The organism is Salinicoccus sesuvii (assembly GCF_042648145.1).
Classification (GTDB): domain Bacteria; phylum Bacillota; class Bacilli; order Staphylococcales; family Salinicoccaceae; genus Salinicoccus; species Salinicoccus sesuvii.
Genome location: NZ_JBHRWV010000001.1, coordinates 56,193 through 77,201 on the forward strand (window position 1 = coordinate 56,193; position 21,009 = coordinate 77,201).

The 21,009-nt window shown below is 44.2% G+C and carries 24 protein-coding genes; 18 read left to right on the top strand and 6 right to left on the bottom strand.

Annotated elements, in window-relative coordinates:
- Positions 1-52 precede the first annotated feature (52 nt).
- Complete coding sequence (locus ACFOJ8_RS00360) at positions 53-340, top strand: YerC/YecD family TrpR-related protein (RefSeq protein ID WP_380651138.1); 288 nt, start codon at positions 53-55, stop codon at positions 338-340.
- A gap of 23 nt (positions 341-363) precedes the next feature.
- On the opposite strand, the gene ACFOJ8_RS00365 is transcribed toward ACFOJ8_RS00360, so the two are convergent.
- Together ACFOJ8_RS00365 and ACFOJ8_RS00370 are read right to left on the bottom strand one after the other, a co-directional pair.
- Positions 364-1,173 carry a metallophosphoesterase gene (locus ACFOJ8_RS00365; RefSeq protein WP_380651141.1) on the bottom strand — a complete coding sequence of 270 codons (810 nt, stop codon included), beginning with the start codon at positions 1,171-1,173 and terminating at the stop codon, positions 364-366.
- Positions 1,174-1,299: 126 nt separating this feature from the next.
- Complete coding sequence (locus ACFOJ8_RS00370; RefSeq protein ID WP_380651144.1) at positions 1,300-2,511, bottom strand: NupC/NupG family nucleoside CNT transporter; 1,212 nt, start codon at positions 2,509-2,511, stop codon at positions 1,300-1,302.
- Between the two features lie 202 nt (positions 2,512-2,713).
- Here ACFOJ8_RS00370 and ACFOJ8_RS00375 point away from each other — a divergent pair, with 202 nt between their 5' ends.
- The 4 genes from ACFOJ8_RS00375 to ACFOJ8_RS00390 are packed head-to-tail and all read left to right on the top strand — an operon-like array spanning position 2,714 to position 7,162.
- Positions 2,714-3,181 (top strand): CtsR family transcriptional regulator, encoded by a 468-nt coding sequence (locus ACFOJ8_RS00375; protein WP_380651147.1) that lies wholly within the window; start codon positions 2,714-2,716, stop codon positions 3,179-3,181.
- A 4-nt stretch (positions 3,182-3,185) separates the two neighbouring features.
- Positions 3,186-3,704 carry a UvrB/UvrC motif-containing protein gene (locus tag ACFOJ8_RS00380; RefSeq protein WP_380651149.1) on the top strand — a complete coding sequence of 173 codons (519 nt, stop codon included), beginning with the start codon at positions 3,186-3,188 and terminating at the stop codon, positions 3,702-3,704.
- Complete coding sequence (locus tag ACFOJ8_RS00385) at positions 3,694-4,722, top strand: hypothetical protein (RefSeq protein WP_380651152.1); 1,029 nt, start codon at positions 3,694-3,696, stop codon at positions 4,720-4,722. The genes ACFOJ8_RS00380 and ACFOJ8_RS00385 overlap by 11 nt, the downstream gene beginning before the upstream one ends.
- A gap of 1 nt (position 4,723) precedes the next feature.
- Positions 4,724-7,162: an ATP-dependent Clp protease ATP-binding subunit gene (locus ACFOJ8_RS00390; protein WP_380651155.1), complete on the top strand. Its 2,439-nt coding sequence runs from the start codon at positions 4,724-4,726 to the stop codon at positions 7,160-7,162.
- A 40-nt stretch (positions 7,163-7,202) separates the two neighbouring features.
- On the opposite strand, the gene ACFOJ8_RS00395 is transcribed toward ACFOJ8_RS00390, so the two are convergent.
- The 4 genes from ACFOJ8_RS00395 to pdhA all read right to left on the bottom strand — a co-directional run bounded on the left by ACFOJ8_RS00395 (position 7,203) and on the right by pdhA (position 11,494).
- On the bottom strand, positions 7,203-8,153 hold the full coding sequence (locus tag ACFOJ8_RS00395; protein ID WP_380651158.1) for a sugar-binding transcriptional regulator: 951 nt from the start codon (positions 8,151-8,153) through the stop codon (positions 7,203-7,205).
- Positions 8,154-8,228: 75 nt separating this feature from the next.
- A complete protein-coding gene (locus ACFOJ8_RS00400) occupies positions 8,229-9,503 on the bottom strand; it encodes a dihydrolipoamide acetyltransferase family protein (protein WP_380651161.1) in 1,275 nt (424 codons plus the stop codon).
- Positions 9,504-9,505: 2 nt separating this feature from the next.
- Positions 9,506-10,501 carry an alpha-ketoacid dehydrogenase subunit beta gene (locus ACFOJ8_RS00405; protein ID WP_380651164.1) on the bottom strand — a complete coding sequence of 332 codons (996 nt, stop codon included), beginning with the start codon at positions 10,499-10,501 and terminating at the stop codon, positions 9,506-9,508.
- Between the two features lie 12 nt (positions 10,502-10,513).
- The gene (gene pdhA, locus ACFOJ8_RS00410) at positions 10,514-11,494 is read right to left on the bottom strand and encodes a pyruvate dehydrogenase (acetyl-transferring) E1 component subunit alpha (protein ID WP_380651167.1); all 981 of its coding nucleotides are present in this window, start codon (positions 11,492-11,494) and stop codon (positions 10,514-10,516) included.
- Between the two features lie 198 nt (positions 11,495-11,692).
- Here pdhA and ACFOJ8_RS00415 point away from each other — a divergent pair, with 198 nt between their 5' ends.
- The 13 genes from ACFOJ8_RS00415 to ACFOJ8_RS00475 all read left to right on the top strand — a co-directional run bounded on the left by ACFOJ8_RS00415 (position 11,693) and on the right by ACFOJ8_RS00475 (position 20,992).
- Positions 11,693-12,178: a PTS sugar transporter subunit IIA gene (locus tag ACFOJ8_RS00415; RefSeq protein ID WP_380651170.1), complete on the top strand. Its 486-nt coding sequence runs from the start codon at positions 11,693-11,695 to the stop codon at positions 12,176-12,178.
- Positions 12,179-12,182: 4 nt separating this feature from the next.
- Positions 12,183-13,571, top strand: a complete 1,389-nt coding sequence (locus ACFOJ8_RS00420) for a PTS galactitol transporter subunit IIC (protein WP_380651172.1) — start codon at positions 12,183-12,185, stop codon at positions 13,569-13,571.
- 56 nt (positions 13,572-13,627) lie between these two features.
- On the top strand, positions 13,628-13,912 hold the full coding sequence (locus ACFOJ8_RS00425; protein WP_380651175.1) for a PTS sugar transporter subunit IIB: 285 nt from the start codon (positions 13,628-13,630) through the stop codon (positions 13,910-13,912).
- 18 nt (positions 13,913-13,930) lie between these two features.
- Positions 13,931-14,380 (top strand): hypothetical protein, encoded by a 450-nt coding sequence (locus ACFOJ8_RS00430; RefSeq protein ID WP_380651178.1) that lies wholly within the window; start codon positions 13,931-13,933, stop codon positions 14,378-14,380.
- Positions 14,377-15,405 (top strand): alcohol dehydrogenase catalytic domain-containing protein, encoded by a 1,029-nt coding sequence (locus tag ACFOJ8_RS00435; protein ID WP_380651181.1) that lies wholly within the window; start codon positions 14,377-14,379, stop codon positions 15,403-15,405. The genes ACFOJ8_RS00430 and ACFOJ8_RS00435 overlap by 4 nt, the downstream gene beginning before the upstream one ends.
- Before the next feature lie 14 nt (positions 15,406-15,419).
- Positions 15,420-16,103 carry an SDR family oxidoreductase gene (locus tag ACFOJ8_RS00440; RefSeq protein ID WP_380651183.1) on the top strand — a complete coding sequence of 228 codons (684 nt, stop codon included), beginning with the start codon at positions 15,420-15,422 and terminating at the stop codon, positions 16,101-16,103.
- A 13-nt stretch (positions 16,104-16,116) separates the two neighbouring features.
- A complete protein-coding gene (locus ACFOJ8_RS00445) occupies positions 16,117-16,881 on the top strand; it encodes an SDR family NAD(P)-dependent oxidoreductase (protein ID WP_380651185.1) in 765 nt (254 codons plus the stop codon).
- Positions 16,878-17,162: a hypothetical protein gene (locus ACFOJ8_RS00450; RefSeq protein ID WP_380651188.1), complete on the top strand. Its 285-nt coding sequence runs from the start codon at positions 16,878-16,880 to the stop codon at positions 17,160-17,162. Before ACFOJ8_RS00445 ends, ACFOJ8_RS00450 begins: the two co-directional genes overlap by 4 nt.
- Before the next feature lie 187 nt (positions 17,163-17,349).
- Complete coding sequence (locus ACFOJ8_RS00455) at positions 17,350-17,721, top strand: transcriptional regulator GutM (protein ID WP_380651191.1); 372 nt, start codon at positions 17,350-17,352, stop codon at positions 17,719-17,721.
- 19 nt (positions 17,722-17,740) lie between these two features.
- Positions 17,741-18,274 carry a PTS glucitol/sorbitol transporter subunit IIC gene (srlA, locus tag ACFOJ8_RS00460; RefSeq protein WP_380656948.1) on the top strand — a complete coding sequence of 178 codons (534 nt, stop codon included), beginning with the start codon at positions 17,741-17,743 and terminating at the stop codon, positions 18,272-18,274.
- A 12-nt stretch (positions 18,275-18,286) separates the two neighbouring features.
- Positions 18,287-19,297: a PTS glucitol/sorbitol transporter subunit IIB gene (gene srlE / locus ACFOJ8_RS00465; protein ID WP_380651194.1), complete on the top strand. Its 1,011-nt coding sequence runs from the start codon at positions 18,287-18,289 to the stop codon at positions 19,295-19,297.
- Between the two features lie 22 nt (positions 19,298-19,319).
- Complete coding sequence (locus ACFOJ8_RS00470) at positions 19,320-19,682, top strand: PTS glucitol/sorbitol transporter subunit IIA (RefSeq protein ID WP_380651197.1); 363 nt, start codon at positions 19,320-19,322, stop codon at positions 19,680-19,682.
- Positions 19,683-19,696: 14 nt separating this feature from the next.
- Positions 19,697-20,992: an NAD(P)H-dependent oxidoreductase gene (locus tag ACFOJ8_RS00475; protein ID WP_380651200.1), complete on the top strand. Its 1,296-nt coding sequence runs from the start codon at positions 19,697-19,699 to the stop codon at positions 20,990-20,992.
- Positions 20,993-21,009: the final 17 nt, after the last annotated feature.

Below are 21,009 nucleotides of genomic sequence, written 5' to 3' on the forward strand. Positions count from 1 at the left end.
TTAAAACGCTAAAGTGTTTTGTTATGATGAGCGTATTAATGGAGGGAAAAATATGCAGATAGATAAACTGAAGGGCAAAGAGCTGGATGATCTGTTCGAGGGGATATTGAAGCTTGAATCAGTCGAGGACTGCTATCACTTTTTTGACGACCTCTGCACGACGAATGAATTGGTCTCACTGAAGCAGCGGTTTCAGGTGGCCAAGATGATCAAGGAAGGGTATACGTATTCAAAAGTACAGGAGGAAACCGGCGCTTCAAGTGCGACAGTATCGAGAGTCAAGCGGTGTCTTGATTATGGGAGTGAGGGCTACCACACAATCATTGATCGGATGGATTAGAAATAGGGGGCCTCGCAGACCCCCTATATTTCAATTACCTCAAGTGTGTTTCGTACTTCTGTAGCGAGATCGTTCGTGCGCCACTCTCGCTGGTAACCGAGACATGGGCATACGTACTGGATACCATCCGCTTCTAGCCGATGGCGGAAGTGGACGTGTCCCATGATACTGTAACGGATCGGATAGTCTTTATAGAAACTGTCGAAGTCCGATGTACCGATGTAGGCGTTATAAAAGTCGAACAGTCTATGTGGTGTTGGCACGACGAACTTGTGATGCGTCACGACATGTGTCATCAGTATAGTGTTGAGTCCTTTGACTGTCTCCAAGTCCTTTTGAACTGTTTTGGCAAAGGTCCTCGAGAGTTCCGAGTCACCGACCGGCCAGTCAATCCTGACTTTATCTTGCCAGGTACCGCCGTAGAACTTGCCGCTTGCAAGCTTTTCTAAAGGAAACCGCGGATCCGCATAAGAGTAGTCGTACCAGCCACTATGACCGACAATCGCCCAGTCATCGTTTAGGACAAGGGGCGATTCAACCAGGCTTTGCGGGTGGTCTTTGTAGAACTGGTAGACTTGTGAACTAGTCATATTTTCTGGCTGCCAGTAGTCATGATTGCCTGGGACGAAACGAACGTCAATATTTGTTGCGGTCATCAAAGACCAGACGAATTCCGAAGTGACTTGGCAGTCATTGGAAATATCGCCAGCGATGAGTAGCAAATCGAGGTTTCGCGCGAGCATTTCACATGCGAGTACCCGTTTAAAATCTTCGATTGTATATTCCGTCTTAGTCCGATCGATATGTAGGTCGGCAATGATGCCTATTTTCATGTTATCTCTCCGTCATATTATTATACTGAAAGTTACTACGGATATCGCGGTAAAGTCAATTAAACGCGTCCAATACCATATTTAAAAAGACAGGCCCTTGGGCCTGTCTTTTACATACTCTTTAATTTAAGCGAAGAAGCCAACAACGGCTGCTGTCAGTACGCTGACCAGAGAAGCACCGTAGACAAGTTTCAAACCGAAACGTGCTACTTTGTCGCCACTCTCATTGTGCAGGCCTTTAACAGATCCTGCAATGATACCGATACTTGAGAAGTTTGCGAATGAAACTAAGAATACGGAAATCATTGCCTGAGATTTGCGGCTCAGCTCTTCTGCCATCGTTGTATAGTCGAGCATAGCGACAAATTCGTTTGTAATCAGTTTGGTTGCCATCAGGCTACCGACCTGCTGGGCATCTACCCAAGGTACACCGATTAGGAAGGCGATCGGCATGAAGATATAGCCAAGTACATCTTGGAATGTAATGTTCATACCTGGAATGAGTAGGAACACCTGATTTAGAATGGCGATTAGTGCAATGTAACCAATCAGCATTGCTGCTACGGTCAATGCGACTCTGGCACCATCCATGATATAGTCTCCAAGTACCTGGAAGAAAGACTTGCCTGCATCGGGATTGTCATCGACGTCTGCTGCATCTTCACTGTCCGTCACTTCGTAAGGGTTGAGGATGTGGACGATGACATATGTACCGAATAAGTTGAGAACGATTGCTGTGACGACGTACTGTGGTTCAAGCATTGTCATATAGGCTGCAACGATGGAGAGTGAAACTGAACTCATCGCTTGTGCTGACAATGTGTAAAGTCGGTGTCTAGGAAGGTGCGGCAACTGGTTTTTGAGTGAAATGAACACTTCAGACTGTCCAAGAATCATTGAAGCAGCACCATTGTAGGACTCAAGATATCCCATGCCCGTAATTTTCGTCAATAGTAGACCAAGACCACGAATAATCAATGGCAAGATTCTGGTGAACTGAAGAATACCAATTAATGCTGAAATGACGATGATTGGCAAGAGGACGTTGAATAGGAAAACGTCTGCTGCGGAACCATCCTCAAGTGTGGTCAAATCACCCATAACAAATGAAACACCCTCGGCGGCAAATCCGAGCAATGCATTAAAGCCTGCTGCGAGACCGCCAATTAGTGCTTCTCCGAAACCGGTTGAAAGAAGAATAAAAGCGAGAACTAATTGTATTACGAGAAGAACCACTATGTTTTTCCATTTGCTGAAAGCGCGCTTACGATCACTGCTGACAATCCATGCCAATAGGAATGTAAATGCAATGCCGACGATACCCATAAGAATATTCAAATCTGTCACCTCATAAATAGTAAGTTTTGTACATTATATAACAGAGTGTTTCTTTATGTACATGTACGATTTGTAGAACATCCTTATCAATTATAATGCAAACGGTTACAAATATAAAGAGTGAATTTGCAAAACATTCCATTTGCCATATTCGCATATAGGATATATAATTTAGTCAAAGAAGGTCAAAAGGGGTGATCCAATGCGCAATATGTCGGATATAATTGAACAGTACCTCAAACAATTGATTGAGCAGTCCGGCGGTGAAGTGGTTGAAATAAAACGGGCACACATCGCTGAGAAGTTCGACTGCGTTCCCTCGCAGCTCAATTACGTAATAAAAACCCGTTTTACCAATGAACATGGCTACACGGTGGAAAGTAAAAGGGGCGGTGGTGGATACATCCGTATTACGAAAGTAGAAACACACTCCAAATCGGATTATCTGACCCGCTTGAAGCAACTCATTGGAGATGGCATATCGCAACAGAATGCCAGCCGCATTGTACAGTCTCTGATGGAGAATAAAGTGATTACGCACAAAGAAGCAAAAATTATAGATGCAGTACTGGAAAGAGAAAGTCTGATGCTCGATTTGCCGTACCGTGATCGTCTACGCGCAAATATTCTGATGAGGGTGCTTGATGTCATTCTCTATAGTGAGGAGTGATTGAATGAAATGCGAATCCTGCAACGAAAGAGAAGCAACCATCCACATATCAAAAGGTAACGGTCTTGAAAAGACAGAAAAGCTCCTTTGTGAACAATGTGCCAATGCATCGTTTGAGAACGACTTCAGTTATCCGGATGATACGTTCAATATCCAGAAACTGCTACAATCACTGTCACAGCATCCATCATTGCACCAAGCCAAGCAGCAACCGAAACAATGCGAAACATGCGGTTCGACACTCAACAGCATCGTGCACAAAGGCAAGTTCGGATGTCCGGACTGTTATGGTACATTTGAAGCTCAGGTGCCGGATATTGTGAGCCGTGTACAAGCATATCAGTCGGAACACGTCGGTAAAGTACCGATGAAATCCCAGGCCCAGCTGCAGACCAAAAGAAAAATTGAAGCTTTGAAAGAAAGACTCGCCCAACTCGTTGAAACTCAGGAGTTTGAAGAAGCAGTCGTCGTACGTGATGAAATCAGGGCGCTGGAACAGGCAGGTGGCAATAATGGAGCATAGCCATATCAGTCCATGGGTGCAAAACGCAGCAGAACTGCCTGTCGAGATGTCGACGCGTGTCCGTCTAGCCAGAAATATCAGTAATTTGCCTTTTCCGCACATGATGGATGATGTTACACAGATTGAACCCGTATTAAGTAGATTGGATGACGTACTGACAGGGTACAGACGTGTACAGATGGACGCACTTCAGTTTGAAGACAAGGCATTACTTGTCGAAAAACATCTGATCAGTCCATTGTTCACTAAGCGGGGTCTGATCAGCTATATAGATGAAGCAGAGTCTGTCTCAATCATGATTAATGAAGAAGACCACCTGCGGATTCAAACGATGGGTGCTGGGATACCCCTGATGTCACTCTATAACAAGGCAAATGAAATCGATGATGAAATAGAGTCTGAGGTCGGTTATGCTTTTGATGACCAGTACGGATACCTTACGGCGTGCCCAACGAATATCGGTACAGGCCTTAGAGCCTCGGTCATGTTGCATCTGCCCGCCATGACGTTTGGCAATCGAATCCAAACATTGGCTGCGAATCTGAGCCGCTTTGGCTTTACACTAAGAGGTATATACGGGGAGGGATCTATTCCGCTCGGGCACATATACCAGCTCTCCAACCAGCTGACACTGGGTCAGAATGAAACGGAGATCATCAGCAATCTGGATGAACTGAAGCAGCGGATAGTAGAAGAAGAAATTGAGATGCGCTCACAGTTTAAAAGTGAACATCCGATTGAAGTTAAGGATTCGGTCTACCGTTCATACGGCATACTGAAACATGCCTATAAGTTGCCGCTTAAGGAAGCGGCAAAATGCTTAAGTGACATCAAACTTGGTATCGATCTTGAACTGATCGAACATGAAGCGTTTCAATTCCAAAAATGGATTCAACTGATTCAGCCGGCATTCATCAAGATGCGACTGAATGAACAGAATACAGAAATAGCATCACTGGAGCGTGCTGTTGAAGAAGAGCGTGCGACCTTGATGAGACAACTACTAGGAGGGGAATAATATGCTATTTGGCAGATTAACTGAAAGAGCACAAAAGGTGCTCGCTTATGCACAGGAAGAAGCAATCAATCTCAAACATTCCAATATCGGCACAGAGCACTTGCTACTTGGCCTGGTTAAGGAGGATGAGGGCATTGCTGCCAAAGTATTGGCATCCTTCAATATTACTGAAGAAAAAGTGAAAGAAGAAGTATTCAATCTGATCAATGAAGGTAACGAGCCGTCTTCTTCAATCCATTATACGCCAAGAGCGAAGAAGGTCATCGAACTTTCAATGGACGAAGCACGTAAGCTTCATCACAATTTCGTCGGTACAGAGCACCTGCTGCTCGGACTGATTAGAGAGAGTGAAGGCGTAGCCGCACGTGTGTTATCCAATCTAGACCTGAACATTACCAAAGCACGTGCCGCTGTCATCAAGATGCTCGGTAACCCTGAGGCATTGCAGCAGAAAGAAAGCATGAAAAAAGATCATAATACACCGACACTGGATTCACTTGCGCGTGACTTAACTCAAATTGCACGCGATGAAATGCTTGATCCGGTGATTGGTCGTTCGAAAGAAATCACACGTGTTATCGAGGTATTGAGCAGACGTACAAAGAATAATCCAGTACTGATAGGTGAGCCCGGTGTAGGTAAGACGGCTATTGCTGAAGGTCTTGCGCAGGCGATTATTAAAAATGAAGTGCCTGAAACATTGAAGGATAAACGCGTCATGTCGCTTGATATGGGGACAGTCGTCGCAGGCACCAAGTACCGCGGTGAATTTGAAGAGCGTATGAAGAAGGTTATGGAAGAAATCCATAAGGCCGGCAACGTTGTGCTCTTCATTGATGAATTGCATACCTTGATTGGTGCAGGTGGTGCAGAGGGTGCTATTGATGCATCTAATATACTAAAACCAGCACTGGCACGCGGTGAACTGCAATGTATCGGTGCAACAACGCTTGACGAGTACCGTAAACACATCGAAAAGGACGCCGCACTCGAACGTCGTTTCCAGCCGGTACAAGTAGATGAGCCGAGTGTGGAGGATGCAATTCTTATTTTAAGAGGACTCCGTGACCGCTATGAAGCGCACCACAGAATTACGATTACAGACGAAGCACTGGAAGCAGCTGCAGTCATGAGTGACCGCTATGTCCAGGATAGATTCCTGCCAGACAAAGCAATTGATCTGATCGATGAAGCTTCATCTAAAGTAAGACTGAGAAGCTATACGTCACCGCCTGATTTGAAGGATCTTGAAAGTAAGCTTGAAGCAATTAAAAAAGAGAAGGATTCTGCTGTGCAGAGCCAAGAGTTCGAAGCGGCAGCAAACTACAGGGATCAGCAAACGAAGCTTGAAGAAGAGTTGAAGCGACGTGAAGACGATTGGAAGAAGGAACAAGGCCAAGCTTCCCAGTCAGTGAAGAAAAGCGATATCGAAATCGTTATCAGTGGCATCACGGGCATCCCGCTCTCCAAGATTGCCGAGGACGAATCGGATAGATTGATGAATCTCGAATCAATTCTTCATAACCGTGTCATTGGCCAAAATGATGCAGTGACATCCATCGCTAAGGCCGTCAGACGTGCACGTGCAGGACTTAAAAATCCGAAACGTCCGATAGGTAGCTTCATCTTCCTCGGCCCGACAGGTGTGGGTAAAACTGAGCTGGGTAGAGCACTCAGTGAAGCAATGTTCGGCGAAGAAGATGCGATGATCCGCGTGGACATGAGTGAGTACATGGAGAAGCACTCCGTTTCCCGTCTCGTCGGTTCCCCTCCTGGATATGTCGGATATGAAGATGGCGGTCAACTTACTGAAAAAGTCAGAAGAAAACCTTATTCACTCGTCTTATTCGATGAAATTGAAAAAGCGCACCCGGATGTATTCAATATGCTCTTGCAAGTACTGGATGATGGACGTCTGACAGATTCTAATGGACGTACTGTAGATTTCCGCAATACGATCATCGTCATGACTTCAAATGTCGGTGCACAGGAACTTAAAGATAATAAATTCGCAGGCTTTGGAACAACCGAACAGTCCCGTGACTATGATACGATCCGCAATACGATGATGAAGGAATTGAAAAATAGTTTCCGTCCAGAATTCATTAACCGTGTGGACGATATCATCGTATTCCACAGCCTAGAGAAAGAACATCTCAAAGAAATCGTCAAGCTGATGATCGACCAGCTTACCAAACGTCTCGACAGCCAGGATATTCATCTTGAAGTTACTGAGGCAGCAACTGAAAAAATTGCAGACGAAGGATATGATCCGGAATATGGTGCACGCCCACTTGCCCGCTCCATCCAACGTCATATCGAAGATAGACTCAGTGAGTCGCTTCTTTCCGGTGAGCAACTTGAAGGCAGAATTGTAACGATTGATTATAAAGATGATGAATTCAGCGTGACGACGAAAGAAAGCGTGACAGCCGAATAGTATCGCAAAAAGGACGAGCCAGTGAAGGCTCGTCCTTTTTTTATTCGATATCTAGTATCTTCTGTGCAGTTTCATCATCTGTCACCAAAACGTCTACGGCGCCTCCGAGGAGTGCCGAATGAATGCTCATGGTCTTGTTGTCCCCGGTAGCGATGGCTATAGTTGTACCGATGGCTTTAAGTGACTCGAGGTCGACTCCAATAATACTGTCGTTCAGTGGATGCGTAATAGGGAGACCTTCGATATCGAAGAAGAAGGAATTGATGTCTCCAATGGCGTCTGCTTGTTTGAGGGAGGCCACGTCTTCATCCGATATATAGCCGATTTTTTCCATAGTGGAGTCAACGACGGGATTGCCGATTCCGACGATGGCCATATCGACCGCATTTCCTTCCTCAAGTACACCGTTGATATCTTCAGATTCGAGCAACCTATTTTTAGTATCTGCATTCTCAATCATTGCAGGTGCATAAAGGTAGCTACAATGAGTATGCAACTTTTGCGCCAGTTTAAGTGCGAGCATGTTGGAATGCAGATCCAGTTCGCTACGTCCCATGCCTCCAATCAACGGAACCACTTTTACGTTCTCATTTCTCTCAAATGGATAGGCCTCGACAAAACTCGATACTGACTTTCCCCAGCTGATGCCGAGAGAATCGATATTGACTATTTTCTTCGATACGTAGGAAGCTGCTGCCTGACCCAGCAGATCCAGAAGTACGGATGGTTCATAGCCTGTCTTTTGCACGACGATGGCTTCTTTTATGCCGTATTTCTTTTCTATATTCAGTTCAAGATCCACCGTATGTGCACTCTCATCTTTTATATAGATTTCAATAATTTTCTCTTCCTTTGCTTTTGACAGCATTTTGGAAACGATCGGCCTCGAAACACCGATCCTTTTAGCAATTTGAGCTTGTGTCATTCCATCGAAGTAGTAGAGTTTGCATACTTTAACAATTAATTTTTTATCATCTACAATGGCTCTCATAAACTCATCCTCTCATAGGTAAATTATACCACCTCAAAGACGGAATGCCATCCTATTATAGGGATGGCATTCTCATCAAAGGATCAGTTCAATCGGGTTTTCAGTCAATTTTTTGATCGTATCACAGAATGCCGCAGCAGGTGCACCATTTATGACCCTGTGATCAAATGAAAGGCTGAGTACTGCAATTTTTTTGTTGTAGAGTACACCATCCTTAAGTGCAGGCTGTTCTTTTGTTGCACCAATACCGAGTATCGCAGCTTGCGGCTTATTGATAATTGGTGTAAAGCTATTGATACTGTACATGCCGAGGTTTGAGATGGTGAAGGTGCCACCGGTCATATCGTCCTGCGACAGCTTACGATTGCGTGTTTCTTCAATCAGACGCTTGGTGTCTTTGCTGATACCAAACAGTCCCATTTTCTCAGTATTTTTTACAACTGGAACAAACAATTCCTTCTCCAACGCAACAGCCAATGAAATGTTTCTTTCTTCATGATAGCTGATCTCGTTATTCTGGAAAGTGATGTTGATATCCGGGTGCAGACTCAAAGCTTTGGATGCAATGAGGATGAACAAGTCATTAAAGGAAACCTTTACTTCGTTATGTCTTTCGTTTAGATCTCTTCTCAAATCAATCAGTTGATCCATTTCGACTTCAAAGTTCAATGTTACATGCGGTATGGTAGAACTGCTATCAGCCATACGATCTGCTGTAACTTTTCGTGACCCTTTAAGCTTTTCAGTCTGAACCGCAGCTTGAGTTGATGGGTGACTCGCTACTGGTTCATGCTTACTTTCAGCTTTCTCTACGGGTGCTTTGCTTTGAGCGGAGAGGTGGTGCTCGACATCAGCTTTATGGATACGTCCATTCCGTCCACAACCTGTAATGTCTTGAAGATTTATACCATGTTTTCTGGCATGCGCACGTGCAGCTGGTGTCGCCCGGACTTTACCAATCATCGACTCTCTTTGCCCTGATACTTTGGACTTAGATGATGTACTTTCCGATGAATCCTCTTTTTTATCACTCTGAGTAGTGGCGTCCTCTGTAGTTGCACTTGAACCACCGCTGCCGCTCTCACCGGGTGCTTCATCCGGGACAGACTCTCCCGCATCACCGATGAATCCGATGACATGGTTAACTGGAACGACATCATCCGCTTCAAAGTATTTCTTCAACAACGTTCCATCGTTGTAAGCTTCGACTTCGATATTGATTTTATCGGTCATGATTTCAAGAATCGGCTCGCCGACTTCAACAGTATCTCCCTCTTCTTTGAACCATTCGATGACGGTGCCTTCAGCCATCGTACTGCTCAACTTGGGCATGAAAATCTCATTTGCCATTTCTATCCCTCCTCAGACTCGTAATTCACCATCTCAGCAACGTTTGCGATAATCTCTTCAACCGACGGTATGGCTGCTTTTTCAAGAGTAGGGTTGTAGGGTACCGGCACAAAAGCAGCACCAAGGCGTCTAATCGGATGATCCAAGTAATCAAATGCCTCGCTCTCAGCTACGATGGAAGCAATTTCACCGCCGATTCCGCCGAACTTGACTGCTTCATGCACAACGAGTAGCCGCCCTGTCTTTTTAACTGAGTCGACGACAGTATCCACATCGAATGGGACGAGTGTTCTCGGATCGACGATTTCTACTTCAATACCGTTTTCTGCAAGTTTTTCAGCTGCTTCGAGTGCTCTGTGCACCATGACTCCTGTTGCTACGATTGTTGCATCCTTACCTTCTCTTTTGATGTCGGCTTTGCCTAGAGGGATGCTGTACTGTTCCTCAGGTACGTCTTCCGATGTTTTGTAGAGTAGTTTGTGCTCATAGAAAATGACGGGGTTATCGTCGTCCATCGCAGCTTTAAGTAACCCTTTGGCATCACTTGCTGTCGATGGTTGGACTACTTTAAGACCAGGTATATGTGCTACCCAAGCTTCCAAGCTTTGGGAATGCTGCGCTGCTGCGCCTGTTCCTGAGCCAGACGGTGTACGGACAACAATCGGAATGGTACCTTTGCCACCGTACATATATCTGATTTTGGCCGCTTGGTTAGCCAGATTGTCCATTGCGATGGTGATGAAATCGGAAAACTGGAGTTCTAGTATCGGTCTCATGCCGGTCAATGCAGAACCTATGGCTGCGCCAGAGATGGCTGCTTCTGAAATGGGTGTGTTCCGGATACGTTCTGGTCCGAATTCTTCAATCATCCCGCGTGATACACCGAACGCACCGCCATATACGCCGATATCTTCACCGAGCATATAGACATCGTCGTTATTTCGCATTTCTTGGGAGAGTGCTTCTCTTACTGCTTCCAAATAAGTTATTTCCCTCATTCTCATATCCTCCTATTCAGCATAGACATCTTCGAGTAGTGTTGACACGTCCGGTTCTGGGCTGTTGAGAGCGAATTCGACGCTATCTTCTATTTTTTGGATTGCCTCTTGTTTGATTTTTTCCGCATCTTCTTCGGTAAAGATACCCTGCTCGATTAAATTATCGCGCATCCTTTTGATGGGGTCTTTGGCACGCCACTCTTGTTCCTCATCGCGCGTTCTATACTTCTTGGCGTCACTCTTAGAATGTCCTTTCCAGCGATAAGTCTTACATTCAAGAATGCTCGGTCCGTTGCCCTCTCTAGCGTAGTCGGCCGCTTCTTCCATCCCATTCATAACGTCGAAAATATTGTTGCCGTCGACGACTTTTCCAGGAATACCATAGGATGCTGCACGATCCGCAATATTTTCGATATTAGTCATATCGTTCACTGAGCCAGACATACCATACTGGTTATTTTCACATACGAAGACGACGGGCAGTTTCCACACTGATGCTAAATTGATTGCTTCATGGAAGCTACCTTCATTGGAAGCGCCATCTCCGAAGAAGCAAGTAACGACATATCCTTCATTGCGCATCTTTGACGTCAGTGCTGCACCTGTGGCAATAGCAAACCCACCACCTACGATACCGTTCGCGCCAAGATTTCCTTTTTCAAGATCTGCAATATGCATGGATCCGCCTTTTCCCTTACAGTAGCCAGTCGTTCTGCCAAATAGTTCTGCCATCATATTTTTTACGTCTGCGCCTTTGGCAATACAGTGACCATGTCCCCTATGCGTACTTGTAATTTTATCTGTGTCGTCCAACAATGCGCATACACCCGCTGCTGATGCTTCCTGACCGACAGCAAGGTGAGTCGTGCCATGAATTTTTCCTTTTGCGAAGAATTCATCCACTTTTTCATCGAATAGTCTTATCAGCCACATCTGTTCGTAAAGCTCAAGCAGTTTCTCATTAGTTACTTTCTCAGGAACCTGGAAATTCATAATATGCCTCCCTTTACATCTGTTCTTAAATAGAACATTTGATAATAATGTAATACATTCTGTGAAATTATGCAACACAATCGTTACATTTTAAACTTTTTAATTTTTCTAAAAACTTATTGACATGGATAAAAGTAAGCGCTATCATTTTTACAAAAGTCACTTTAAATTACAAGTGTAAATAAGGAGGTGGGTAAAGTGGACTTTGATTCTTACTTTGACGAAGCATATATCTGTTTTATTAATGAGCAAAAAAGCAAGGAGGAAACACTGAAAATAATGTTTAATAATCTATATGAGAGAGGGGTTGTGAAAGAAAGCTACTTCAAAGCTTTGCTTGATAGAGAGATTCAATATGCGACTGGGTTGCAAACAGTATCCTATGGCGTAGCAATACCACACACCGATTACGAACATGTTAATGATGAAAAGATAAGTATCGGCATATTGGAGAATCCAGTCGTATTTGAACATATGGGTATGCCTGAGATTTCAGTGGATGTAGAAGTTATATTCATGCTAGCAATAAAGAAACCTGAAAACCAAATAGGCGTACTCCAGATTATCATGGACTTGATTCAGAAAGAAGAATTGCTTAAATCGATAAAGCATGCCGAGAACAAGGAAGCCGTGATAAATATCATCAGAGAGTACAGTACACAAAAAATGATGAATGGAGAGTGATTCAATGCAGACTTTGCAAAGTGGTGTAGATTTTATTCTTGGCCTTGGGCCTTCGGTAATGTTGCCTATCGTGATGTTAATTTTTGGATTGTTACTTAGACAGGGGTTCAATAAATCATTTCGTGCTGCAATAACGATAGGGATTGGCTTTGTTGGAGTCAATCTAGTAATCGGATTGCTTTCGGAAGCGCTTGGACCAGCTGCGTCAGCAATGGTCGAAAGATTCGGCCTGAACCTGCGCATACTGGATGTCGGGTGGCCAGTCGGCGCAGCTATTTCCTTCGGAACGTCACTCGCCCCATTAATGATTCCACTCATTATAATTTTCAATGTCGTTTTAGTAGCCATTAACTTTACTAAAACAGTGAACGTTGACATCTGGAACTTCTGGCATTTGATTTTCTCGACTTCAATCGCTTATATCGCGACAGATAACGCCATTCTGGCCATTGCGATCGGTCTTATCATTACAGCAATCACACTAAAACTTGCCGACTGGACTGCACCTGCAGTGGAACATCACTTTGGACTAAAAGGTGTGTCACTCGCACACTCGGAGACGGTAAACTTTGCACCGATCACTTATGCTTTAAACAAAGTGGAAGATAAAATTCCCGTATTTAACAAGTGGAACGCTGATCCAGAAACTCTAAGCAGGAAATTTGGTGTTTTCGGTGAACCTTTGGTAATGGGTTTGGTCCTAGGAATGCTGATTGGCGTGCTCGGAAACTACGATCTCCAAGGCGTATTGACATTAGGCATACAAATGGCAGCGGTACTTGTACTATTGCCAAGGATGGTCGCCTTGCTGATGGAAGGGCTTATTCCTATCTCAGAAGGAGCGAGAGATTATATAACGAAAAGGTTCCCAGGAAAAGAAGTCTATATTGGGCTCGATGCAGCAATTGTTATCGGTAACCCAGCAAACATGGCAGTCGCACTCATCATGGTGCCAATTACGATACTTTTAGCGATTATATTACCTTGGAATGAAATGTTACCTTTTGCCGATCTCGCAGTACTACCTTTCACTGTAATTTGGGCTGTTGCGGCTTCTAGAGGCAATATTATAAGGGGGATTGTCAACGCCACAGTGGTCATGATGATTGTATTTTTCATCGCAACAAACATTGCTGAACTGACGACGACTATGGGCCGTTCTGTAGGATTTGACATACCGGATGGTGCGACCCTCATTTCAGGTATTGACGTAGGTTCTCATATTCTGGTGTTTATTTTTATAAACCTTCTAGACCCAAGCAACCCACTCTTCATTACTGCAATTGTTTTCGCAGTCATCTATTCTTTGCTCTGGTTCTGGGTCAGAAAGGATATCAGGAAGCAATTTGCTGAGGAGATCGCCTTGGCCGAATCACAAAAACAAAACACTTGATCAAGTAGAACTCACTTATCAAAAAAATCAAAACTATAATCTAAAGGAGAATAAAAATGAAAAGGATATTGGTCGCTTGCGGGACAGCCATCGCAACATCTACTGTAGTCGCTAAGAAGATAGAAGAAGTATTTAAGAGTAAAGGACACGACGTACAAGTTGATCAGTGCAAAGCATCGGAAGCACCTTCCAAGGCTGCAAACTTTGATCTGATTGTGGCCACAACACCGGTTGGAAATGTCGGGGGCACGCCTGTTATCCAATCCATATCGTTTCTTACTGGTATCGGCATGGAAGAGGATATTAAGAAAATATTTAACGAGTTGGATTTGGAATATTAACAGAAGGAGCCGATGAGCATGTCTTGTAGATATTCACTGTCGCACTTTTTCTTTACAATTCTAGTACCGATACTACTTATGGCAGGCGCCTTAGTGTGGGGTGTATTTGACATCTACACTAACGGTTCTGCACCATTAAATACCTTGATACTCATCGCCATGCCTTTCATGTTGTTCGTATCTATTATTGGTATAAATAACCCTGCCAAAGTAATTATAAACGAAGAAGGTATAACCCTCTCATTTGGCTGGGTTAAGCACAGCTATAAATGGAACCAAGTGATAAGTGTCAGAGTAAAGGACTATGCCTATATCGGTAAATTCTATTTCTCAATTGACGGTCCCAACCGATTTTTTGGAGGAAGATACTGGATTTCAAGTAGCATGTCAAATTCACAACAGTTGAAAGCAACACTGCTTGGGCTTGCTGAGGTGAAACAGGGCCAGGATGTGGAGTGTAATTTATGAAAAAGAATGTCTACTATGGCAAGGATGATTTTCGGATGGAGGAGCTAGAGAGTGTAGAAATTGGGGACCGAGAACTTCTACTTAAGATGATGTGCTGCGGTGTATGTGGTACAGATGTTCATAAAGCAATTGATCAAACAGTGTCGACTCCCACAGTCCTAGGGCACGAAGTGTCAGGCATTATAGAAAGGACGGGTAGGGAAGTCAAAGATTTCAAAGTCGGGGACAGGGTCTTTGTTGCACATCATGTGCCTTGCTATAGTTGCGAGCAGTGCAGGAAACATAACTACTCATTATGCCCACAGTTCAAGGCCACAAACTTGGATCCAGGTGGATTTTCAAACTATATCATTGTGTCCGATAAGCATATACACAGCACCATGGGCAAACTACCCGATGGCGTTAGCTACGAAGAAGGGGCACTGGTAGAGCCTGTTGCGTGCTGTCTGCACGGGTTCAGTAAAGTAGACCTCGAGCCTGGTGATAATGTACTTATCATGGGTGCTGGACAAATCGGTATCATTCAATCTCAAATAGCTAGATATAAGTTGGCTAATCAGATTATAGTCAGCGACGTCAATGACTTCCGGCTCGAGAAAGCATTAATGTTCGGTGCGACCAACACAATTAACCCATCCAAGCAGGATATCCATAAAGAGTTGCTTATGATGACAAACGGTCAGGGGATCGACTTGATAATCATATCTGCAGGTATAAGCACGCTACTGAATGACGCAATGAATCTGATTAAACGCGGGGGACAGATTCTGGTGTTTGCACCTTTCAAGAAAGAAGATGTTCAGATTCCTGCTTTTAGATTTTTTGAAGATGAAATCAAAGTAGTCGGCGCCTATTCCTCGACTCCACTCGATTATGAGCCAGCACTAACAATGATAAAAAACAAAGTGATTAATGCCCAAGCAATGATAACGCATAAATTTCCATTGGAAGAGCTGGAATCTGCCATTCGTAGTGCCCACGATCCGGGCGAACACTCCCTGAAAGTGGTTATAACTGGATATTGAAGGAGGGTCACATTTTGGAAGCACACAATTCAACAATTAGGAACGTACTTCTGTTGAGTACAAATAGTGAATTAAGTGAAGCTTTTCTCGATCATTATACGAGACAAGATTTGATTATATATCATCTCTATACAAATGGGTTTTCGAAGGAAGTTGAGTTAAGTACGGTCACTACTCGTGGGACAACTTCGCTTTTCAGCATACCGCTTGATGACTACAGGCATATTTATAAAAGTAATATTCTACTTGACCATGTTAAAGAGGTAGACCTGATTCTAAATGCTAATAACTTCAAACTGAGTAAGGGAATTCAAGATACATCACTCGGTGACTGGCAACAAAATACAATCATCAATCTAACACTCCCCTATGTAGTTATAAAAAAACTGTATAGAACCTTGCGCAAAAGCGGTATCAAATGCGTATTAAATATTTCTGCAGTAGATGCAACGAAGGGTGACCAAGGTGACGCAAGTCACTGTGCTACCAACTCAGCACTCGAGTCGATGAGTACAGCTCTGTATAAAGAACTGTCACCAAACGGCTTTAGGGTCAATTGTCTGCGTTTTGATTTCGAGCGTGCTAATACTTCCAGTATCAGTACGCTGATCAGTACTACAACGTTCCTATCGTCTCCTTTATCAAAACACATCAATGGACAGATTATTAATGTCGATGACACGATATTCATCGCATAGAAAGGAGAATACTATGCAGGGAAAAACTGAGAATGTTGTTGTGATTGGTGGGGTTTCTGGTATAGGGCGAGATTTTGTAGTCGACCGTCTAAGCAAAGGAGATCGTGTGGTCGCTACCGATGTGAATTCAAAAGCTGGAATGGAAATGATAGATGATTTAAGCAATTCTAACCTTCACTATATTCATCACGACGTCACTTCAGAAGAAATGACAAAAAGAGTTTTTCAAGAAATCACGCACCATTTCGGAAATATCGATGTTCTTATCTGTTCAGCCGGTATAACAATGAAGAAAAATTGGGATGAACTGGATCTTGAGCAGTGGGAGCGGACGATGAATATCAATCTACTGGGACTCTTCAATAGCGTAAAAGGGGCGATACCGCTTCTTCTAAAAAGCTCCAAGAGCAAAGTCGTCATCGTAGGTTCTGGATCTTCATTCACGGGCTCAGGTGGAGGTGTTCATTATGCCACCTCTAAGGGGGGTGCTATAGGACTGATGCGTGCAGTGGCACAGGCGTACAGCGAAAAGGGTATCCATATCAACCTAGTGGCACCTCGGGTTATTGAAACACCTATGATTGATACGCTCTACCCCACACAAGAAAGTAGAGAAGCATTACTTCGTTCCATACCAGTGGGGCGAATGGGGACTTTAAAAGACACAACGGAAGCAATAAACTTTCTATGCTCTGACGCCTCAGACTACATACAAGGACAAGTATTGTTTTTGGACGGTGGAAGGACACATTTGAAAAGTAGGGAGATGTTGCAATGAATACTATTTTAGTCGCAACAAGTACGTCGGAAAACAAGATGAATACAGTGGCGGATAAGATCAGAAACTATTGTCGTACTGACAACATAGAAGCGGAAGTCTTAGCCTCTAACGTTTACAAAGTCAATCTCAAAGAAACCGCCCCCGAAGTGATTGTAATTTTAGGACAGAATGTACTTGAAACGGACATACCTATAGTGGACGGTGTCCCTTTTATGACGACAATTGGTGAGAAGGAGGCCTTTCAGCAAATAAAGTCACACTTGGATGGTCAAGGTTAGGCGGAAAAACGGGGTAATTGAATATATTTCTATAAACTAGATTGCTACTTAAAGAAGAGAATTTAATACTTCTTAGTAGCAATTTATTTTTTTAATAATTTTCAGAAATCTATTGACATTCACTTGGAAGCGCTTTATTATTTACATAAGTTCTAAGAGAGAACGATTGTAAAAGGAGGCGGTCGGGATGCAGACATGGATCTTCATCGGTGCGGTTTTTGTAGCACTATGGGTGATGCAATTTGTAATGACACATTTCCAGATGAAGAACTATTACAGCACCATCAGTGAGATGAGTCGAAGAGGTTCAGGGTATCTAGGTGTTGGTGTCAGTAAGAAACGGTTTGGAAAAGGTGTTGTTACGGTGCTTGTAAGTGATGAGCACGACGTTGTAGTGGATGCTAAAAAAATGAGTGGTGTAACGGTATTCTCAAGATTTGAGAGATACTCCGAAGTAATCGGTGAGAATCTTTCTTCATTACTTGCTTTTAATACAGACCCTCAAACACAGCAAGCACTGTCCAAGGCAGTTGAAAAAATAGAAGTAGAGAAAAAATGACAGGAAGTAGGTTATGACCATGGATTTTATTGTAAGAATTGCTGAAGGTTTCATCGGCATGTTCGAAGCTGGCGGAGAAACGTTTATCGGTATGGTTACCGGAATCATCCCGCTTTTAATCGTTCTGATTACTGCGGTGAACGCTGTAGTCAAATTCGTTGGAGAAGAACGGGTCGCACTATTTGCCCAGAAGCTTACCAAATACTTTATTTTCAGATATACGCTGTTTCCATTGCTCGCAGTATTCTTTCTGACAAATCCGATGGCCTATACGTTCGGGCGATTCCTGCCTGAAAAGCAGAAACCGGCATACTATGATTCAGCGGTATCCTTCGTTCATCCAATTACTGGACTGTTTCCACATGCGAACCCGGCCGAGCTCTTTGTATACCTGGGTATCTCTGCTGGGTTGACGACCTTGGGTCTGTCGCTTGGGCCGCTTGCCATCATGTACTTCGTGACTGGACTGATCGTCATCCTGATCAGAGGTGTCGTCACAGAGATGATTACAGTAAGAATGATGAAAAAACAAGGATATTTAGACGAAGAATAGGGGGTCTACCATATGTATAGAACAGTCAGAATTTCAAAAGGGTCAGGAGGCTGGGGAGGTCCCCTCACCATTACGCCAAGTGACGATAAACCTTACGTTGCATCAGTGACTGGCGGCGGCATTCATCCTTTGGCGCAACATATTGCAGATGAGACGGGAGCAACTGCCGTCGACGCTTTCAGCACAAAAGTAGATTACGATGAAATGGCATGTGTTGTCATCGACTGTGGTGGCACAGCGCGGTGTGGTATATATCCGAAAAACGACGTTATGACCATCAATGTCCATGGCACAGGACCTTCAGGGCCACTTATGCAGTTTATCAAAGAACATAATTTCGTCTCGGGTGTTAAAAACCATAACATCGAAGTGCTGGACGGTGAGTCCCGTGCACAAGAAGAGTTGCCTGATGCACCAATTGCTGGCAAGAAAACTGCGCAAGAACTGAAAACAGAAGCCAGACAAAAGGTTGCACAAAATTATAAAGAACCGAAAAAAGCAAACTTTATTGAAAAAATTGGCCGCGTCATGGGAGGCGTAGTCAGCGTCTTCTATCAAGCTGGCCGTGAAACAATCGATCAGGTCATTAAAAATATCCTACCATTCATGGCTTTCGTTTCCATGCTGATTGGTATCATCACCTTCACAGGCATTGGTGATGTCATTGCCAACCTTGTTACACCACTTGCTGGTAACATAGGCGGGCTACTGATTCTCTCGATTATCATTTCTCTGCCGGTTTTATCTCCTGTACTTGGTCCTGGGGCCGTTATTGCGCAAGTGGTCGGTGTCTTGATCGGTGTTGAAATCGGTAAAGGAAACATTCCTCCGGAAATGGCCCTGCCGGCACTGTTTGCCATCAACCCTCAAGTCGGTGCAGACTTTGTCCCGGTTGGATTGACACTTGGTGAAGCAGAGCCTGAAACAATCGAAGTCGGTGTGCCGGCAGTCCTGTTCTCGCGGGTCATTACTGGTCCCGTCGCCGTACTGATTGCATTTGCATTGAGTTTTACAATCTATTAGGAATCAAGGAGTGTCGAATTGCATGGAAAAACTAAGATCAACGATCGTCGAGCTTGGAAAAGAGTGGGAGATGATGAAGGAAGGCGACATGCTTATCCTCTTTAATGAAACTGCCCCACAAGAATTGAAAGATATTGCGGTCATCCACAACGGTTCAGGCGTCGCTGAACCAGTGGCTGCCGGAGATTATATGCATTTGGGTGATACATCGTTTGAAATCCTCTTTGTGGGAGATGTCGCCAACGAAACTTTGCGAGACCTTGGACATGCGACCTTCAATTTTAACGGGGAAAGCCATTCCGATCTCCCGGGCACTGTCTGTCTTGAAAAGAAGGAGATTCCTGAACTTCAGGAAGGCCAGGAAATTGTCATTAAAAACAGTTAATCAAGGAGGATGTCATGTTAGGAGTAAATAGAGAGTTAAAGAAATTGCAAGAGAGTGGAAAGTACATTGGAGTCGGTCTGGTCGGAGCAGGCCAGATGGGAAGAGGAATGATTTCTCAAATTGCTTCGATGCAAGGTATGAAGGTCGTGGCAACAGCGGATATCAATCTTGAGAGCATTACATCAGCCTATAAACATGCTGGCATTGAAGCCTCTGACATCGTTGCAGCTGAGAACAAGGAAGAGGCCGATCAGGCCATCTCCGAAGGGAAAAGCGTTGCGTTGACAGATGCCAGTCTCATGAGTGGATTGGATGGTGTAGATGTAGTGGTCGATGCGACAGGCGTGCCTGAAGTAGGTGCATCAGTTGCCATCAGTGCAATTGAAAACAAAAAACACATCGTCATGCTAAATGTGGAAGCTGACATTACTATCGGTTACTACCTCTATCAACTGGCTGAGGAGAATGGTGTCATCTATACAGGTTCTGCAGGAGATGAGCCAGGTGCCATCATGGAACTCTACGACTTTGCCGATGCACTCGGATTTGATGTCGTTGCTTTAGGAAAAGGTAAAAACAATCCTTTGAATTTGGCAGCCAACCCGGATAGCGTCAAGGAAGTGGCAAAAGAGAAGGGATCCAGCCCGAAAATGATCGCTTCTTTCCAAGACGGTACGAAGACCATGGTCGAAATGAATGCTGTTGCTAATGCAACCGGATATGTTCCAGATATTCCAGGGATGCACGGATTTTCCGGTGGGGTGAAAGATCTGCCTGAAATATTCAAACTCGAGGCAGACGGTGGCAAGGTGCAGAACAAATATATTGTTGAGTACATCAACGGTGTCGCTCCAGGTGTCTTCATCATCATCGCTTCTGACAAGGAAGAAGTGAATGCGGAGCTCAAGTACTTGAGCATGGGGCCTGGACCAAATTATGTCCTCTATCGACCGTATCACCTGACGAGCCTTGAGACCCCGCTATCCATTGCGAAAGCATATCTGAGCGGTACACCGACCATTGCGCCTTATAAGGGAATGGTTGCTGAAACAGTGACAGTTGCCAAAACGGACCTCAAACAGGGAGATCATCTCGATGGTATCGGTGGCTACACGGTCTACGGTCAAGTCTACAAGTATGAGGAGGCCAAAGCACAAGATGCATTACCTATTGGGCTTGTGAACAGCAATCTTGTACTGCAACGGGATGTAAAACAAGGAGAAGTTATCACCTACGCAGACGTTAAGGGTGGGGAATCCTCACTCATCTGGGAACTCAGAAAGAAACAAGACGAATTGTTGAAAAATTAAATATGACCCACTACACT

Excerpts from the sequence above, each read along its gene's own strand:
- ACFOJ8_RS00360 (WP_380651138.1), top strand. The coding sequence starts at position 53 with ATGCAGATAGATAAACTGAAGGGCAAAGAGCTGGATGATCTGTTCGAG.
- ACFOJ8_RS00365 (WP_380651141.1), bottom strand. The coding sequence starts at position 1,173 with ATGAAAATAGGCATCATTGCCGACCTACATATCGATCGGACTAAGACG.
- ACFOJ8_RS00375 (WP_380651147.1), top strand. The coding sequence starts at position 2,714 with ATGCGCAATATGTCGGATATAATTGAACAGTACCTCAAACAATTGATT.
- ACFOJ8_RS00380 (WP_380651149.1), top strand. The coding sequence starts at position 3,186 with ATGAAATGCGAATCCTGCAACGAAAGAGAAGCAACCATCCACATATCA.
- ACFOJ8_RS00385 (WP_380651152.1), top strand. The coding sequence starts at position 3,694 with ATGGAGCATAGCCATATCAGTCCATGGGTGCAAAACGCAGCAGAACTG.
- ACFOJ8_RS00390 (WP_380651155.1), top strand. The coding sequence starts at position 4,724 with ATGCTATTTGGCAGATTAACTGAAAGAGCACAAAAGGTGCTCGCTTAT.
- ACFOJ8_RS00395 (WP_380651158.1), bottom strand. The coding sequence starts at position 8,153 with ATGAGAGCCATTGTAGATGATAAAAAATTAATTGTTAAAGTATGCAAA.
- ACFOJ8_RS00400 (WP_380651161.1), bottom strand. The coding sequence starts at position 9,503 with ATGGCAAATGAGATTTTCATGCCCAAGTTGAGCAGTACGATGGCTGAA.
- ACFOJ8_RS00405 (WP_380651164.1), bottom strand. The coding sequence starts at position 10,501 with ATGAGGGAAATAACTTATTTGGAAGCAGTAAGAGAAGCACTCTCCCAA.
- pdhA (WP_380651167.1), bottom strand. The coding sequence starts at position 11,494 with ATGAATTTCCAGGTTCCTGAGAAAGTAACTAATGAGAAACTGCTTGAG.
- ACFOJ8_RS00420 (WP_380651172.1), top strand. The coding sequence starts at position 12,183 with ATGCAGACTTTGCAAAGTGGTGTAGATTTTATTCTTGGCCTTGGGCCT.
- ACFOJ8_RS00425 (WP_380651175.1), top strand. The coding sequence starts at position 13,628 with ATGAAAAGGATATTGGTCGCTTGCGGGACAGCCATCGCAACATCTACT.
- ACFOJ8_RS00430 (WP_380651178.1), top strand. The coding sequence starts at position 13,931 with ATGTCTTGTAGATATTCACTGTCGCACTTTTTCTTTACAATTCTAGTA.
- ACFOJ8_RS00435 (WP_380651181.1), top strand. The coding sequence starts at position 14,377 with ATGAAAAAGAATGTCTACTATGGCAAGGATGATTTTCGGATGGAGGAG.
- ACFOJ8_RS00445 (WP_380651185.1), top strand. The coding sequence starts at position 16,117 with ATGCAGGGAAAAACTGAGAATGTTGTTGTGATTGGTGGGGTTTCTGGT.
- ACFOJ8_RS00450 (WP_380651188.1), top strand. The coding sequence starts at position 16,878 with ATGAATACTATTTTAGTCGCAACAAGTACGTCGGAAAACAAGATGAAT.
- ACFOJ8_RS00455 (WP_380651191.1), top strand. The coding sequence starts at position 17,350 with ATGCAGACATGGATCTTCATCGGTGCGGTTTTTGTAGCACTATGGGTG.
- srlA (WP_380656948.1), top strand. The coding sequence starts at position 17,741 with ATGGATTTTATTGTAAGAATTGCTGAAGGTTTCATCGGCATGTTCGAA.
- srlE (WP_380651194.1), top strand. The coding sequence starts at position 18,287 with ATGTATAGAACAGTCAGAATTTCAAAAGGGTCAGGAGGCTGGGGAGGT.
- ACFOJ8_RS00470 (WP_380651197.1), top strand. The coding sequence starts at position 19,320 with ATGGAAAAACTAAGATCAACGATCGTCGAGCTTGGAAAAGAGTGGGAG.
- ACFOJ8_RS00475 (WP_380651200.1), top strand. The coding sequence starts at position 19,697 with ATGTTAGGAGTAAATAGAGAGTTAAAGAAATTGCAAGAGAGTGGAAAG.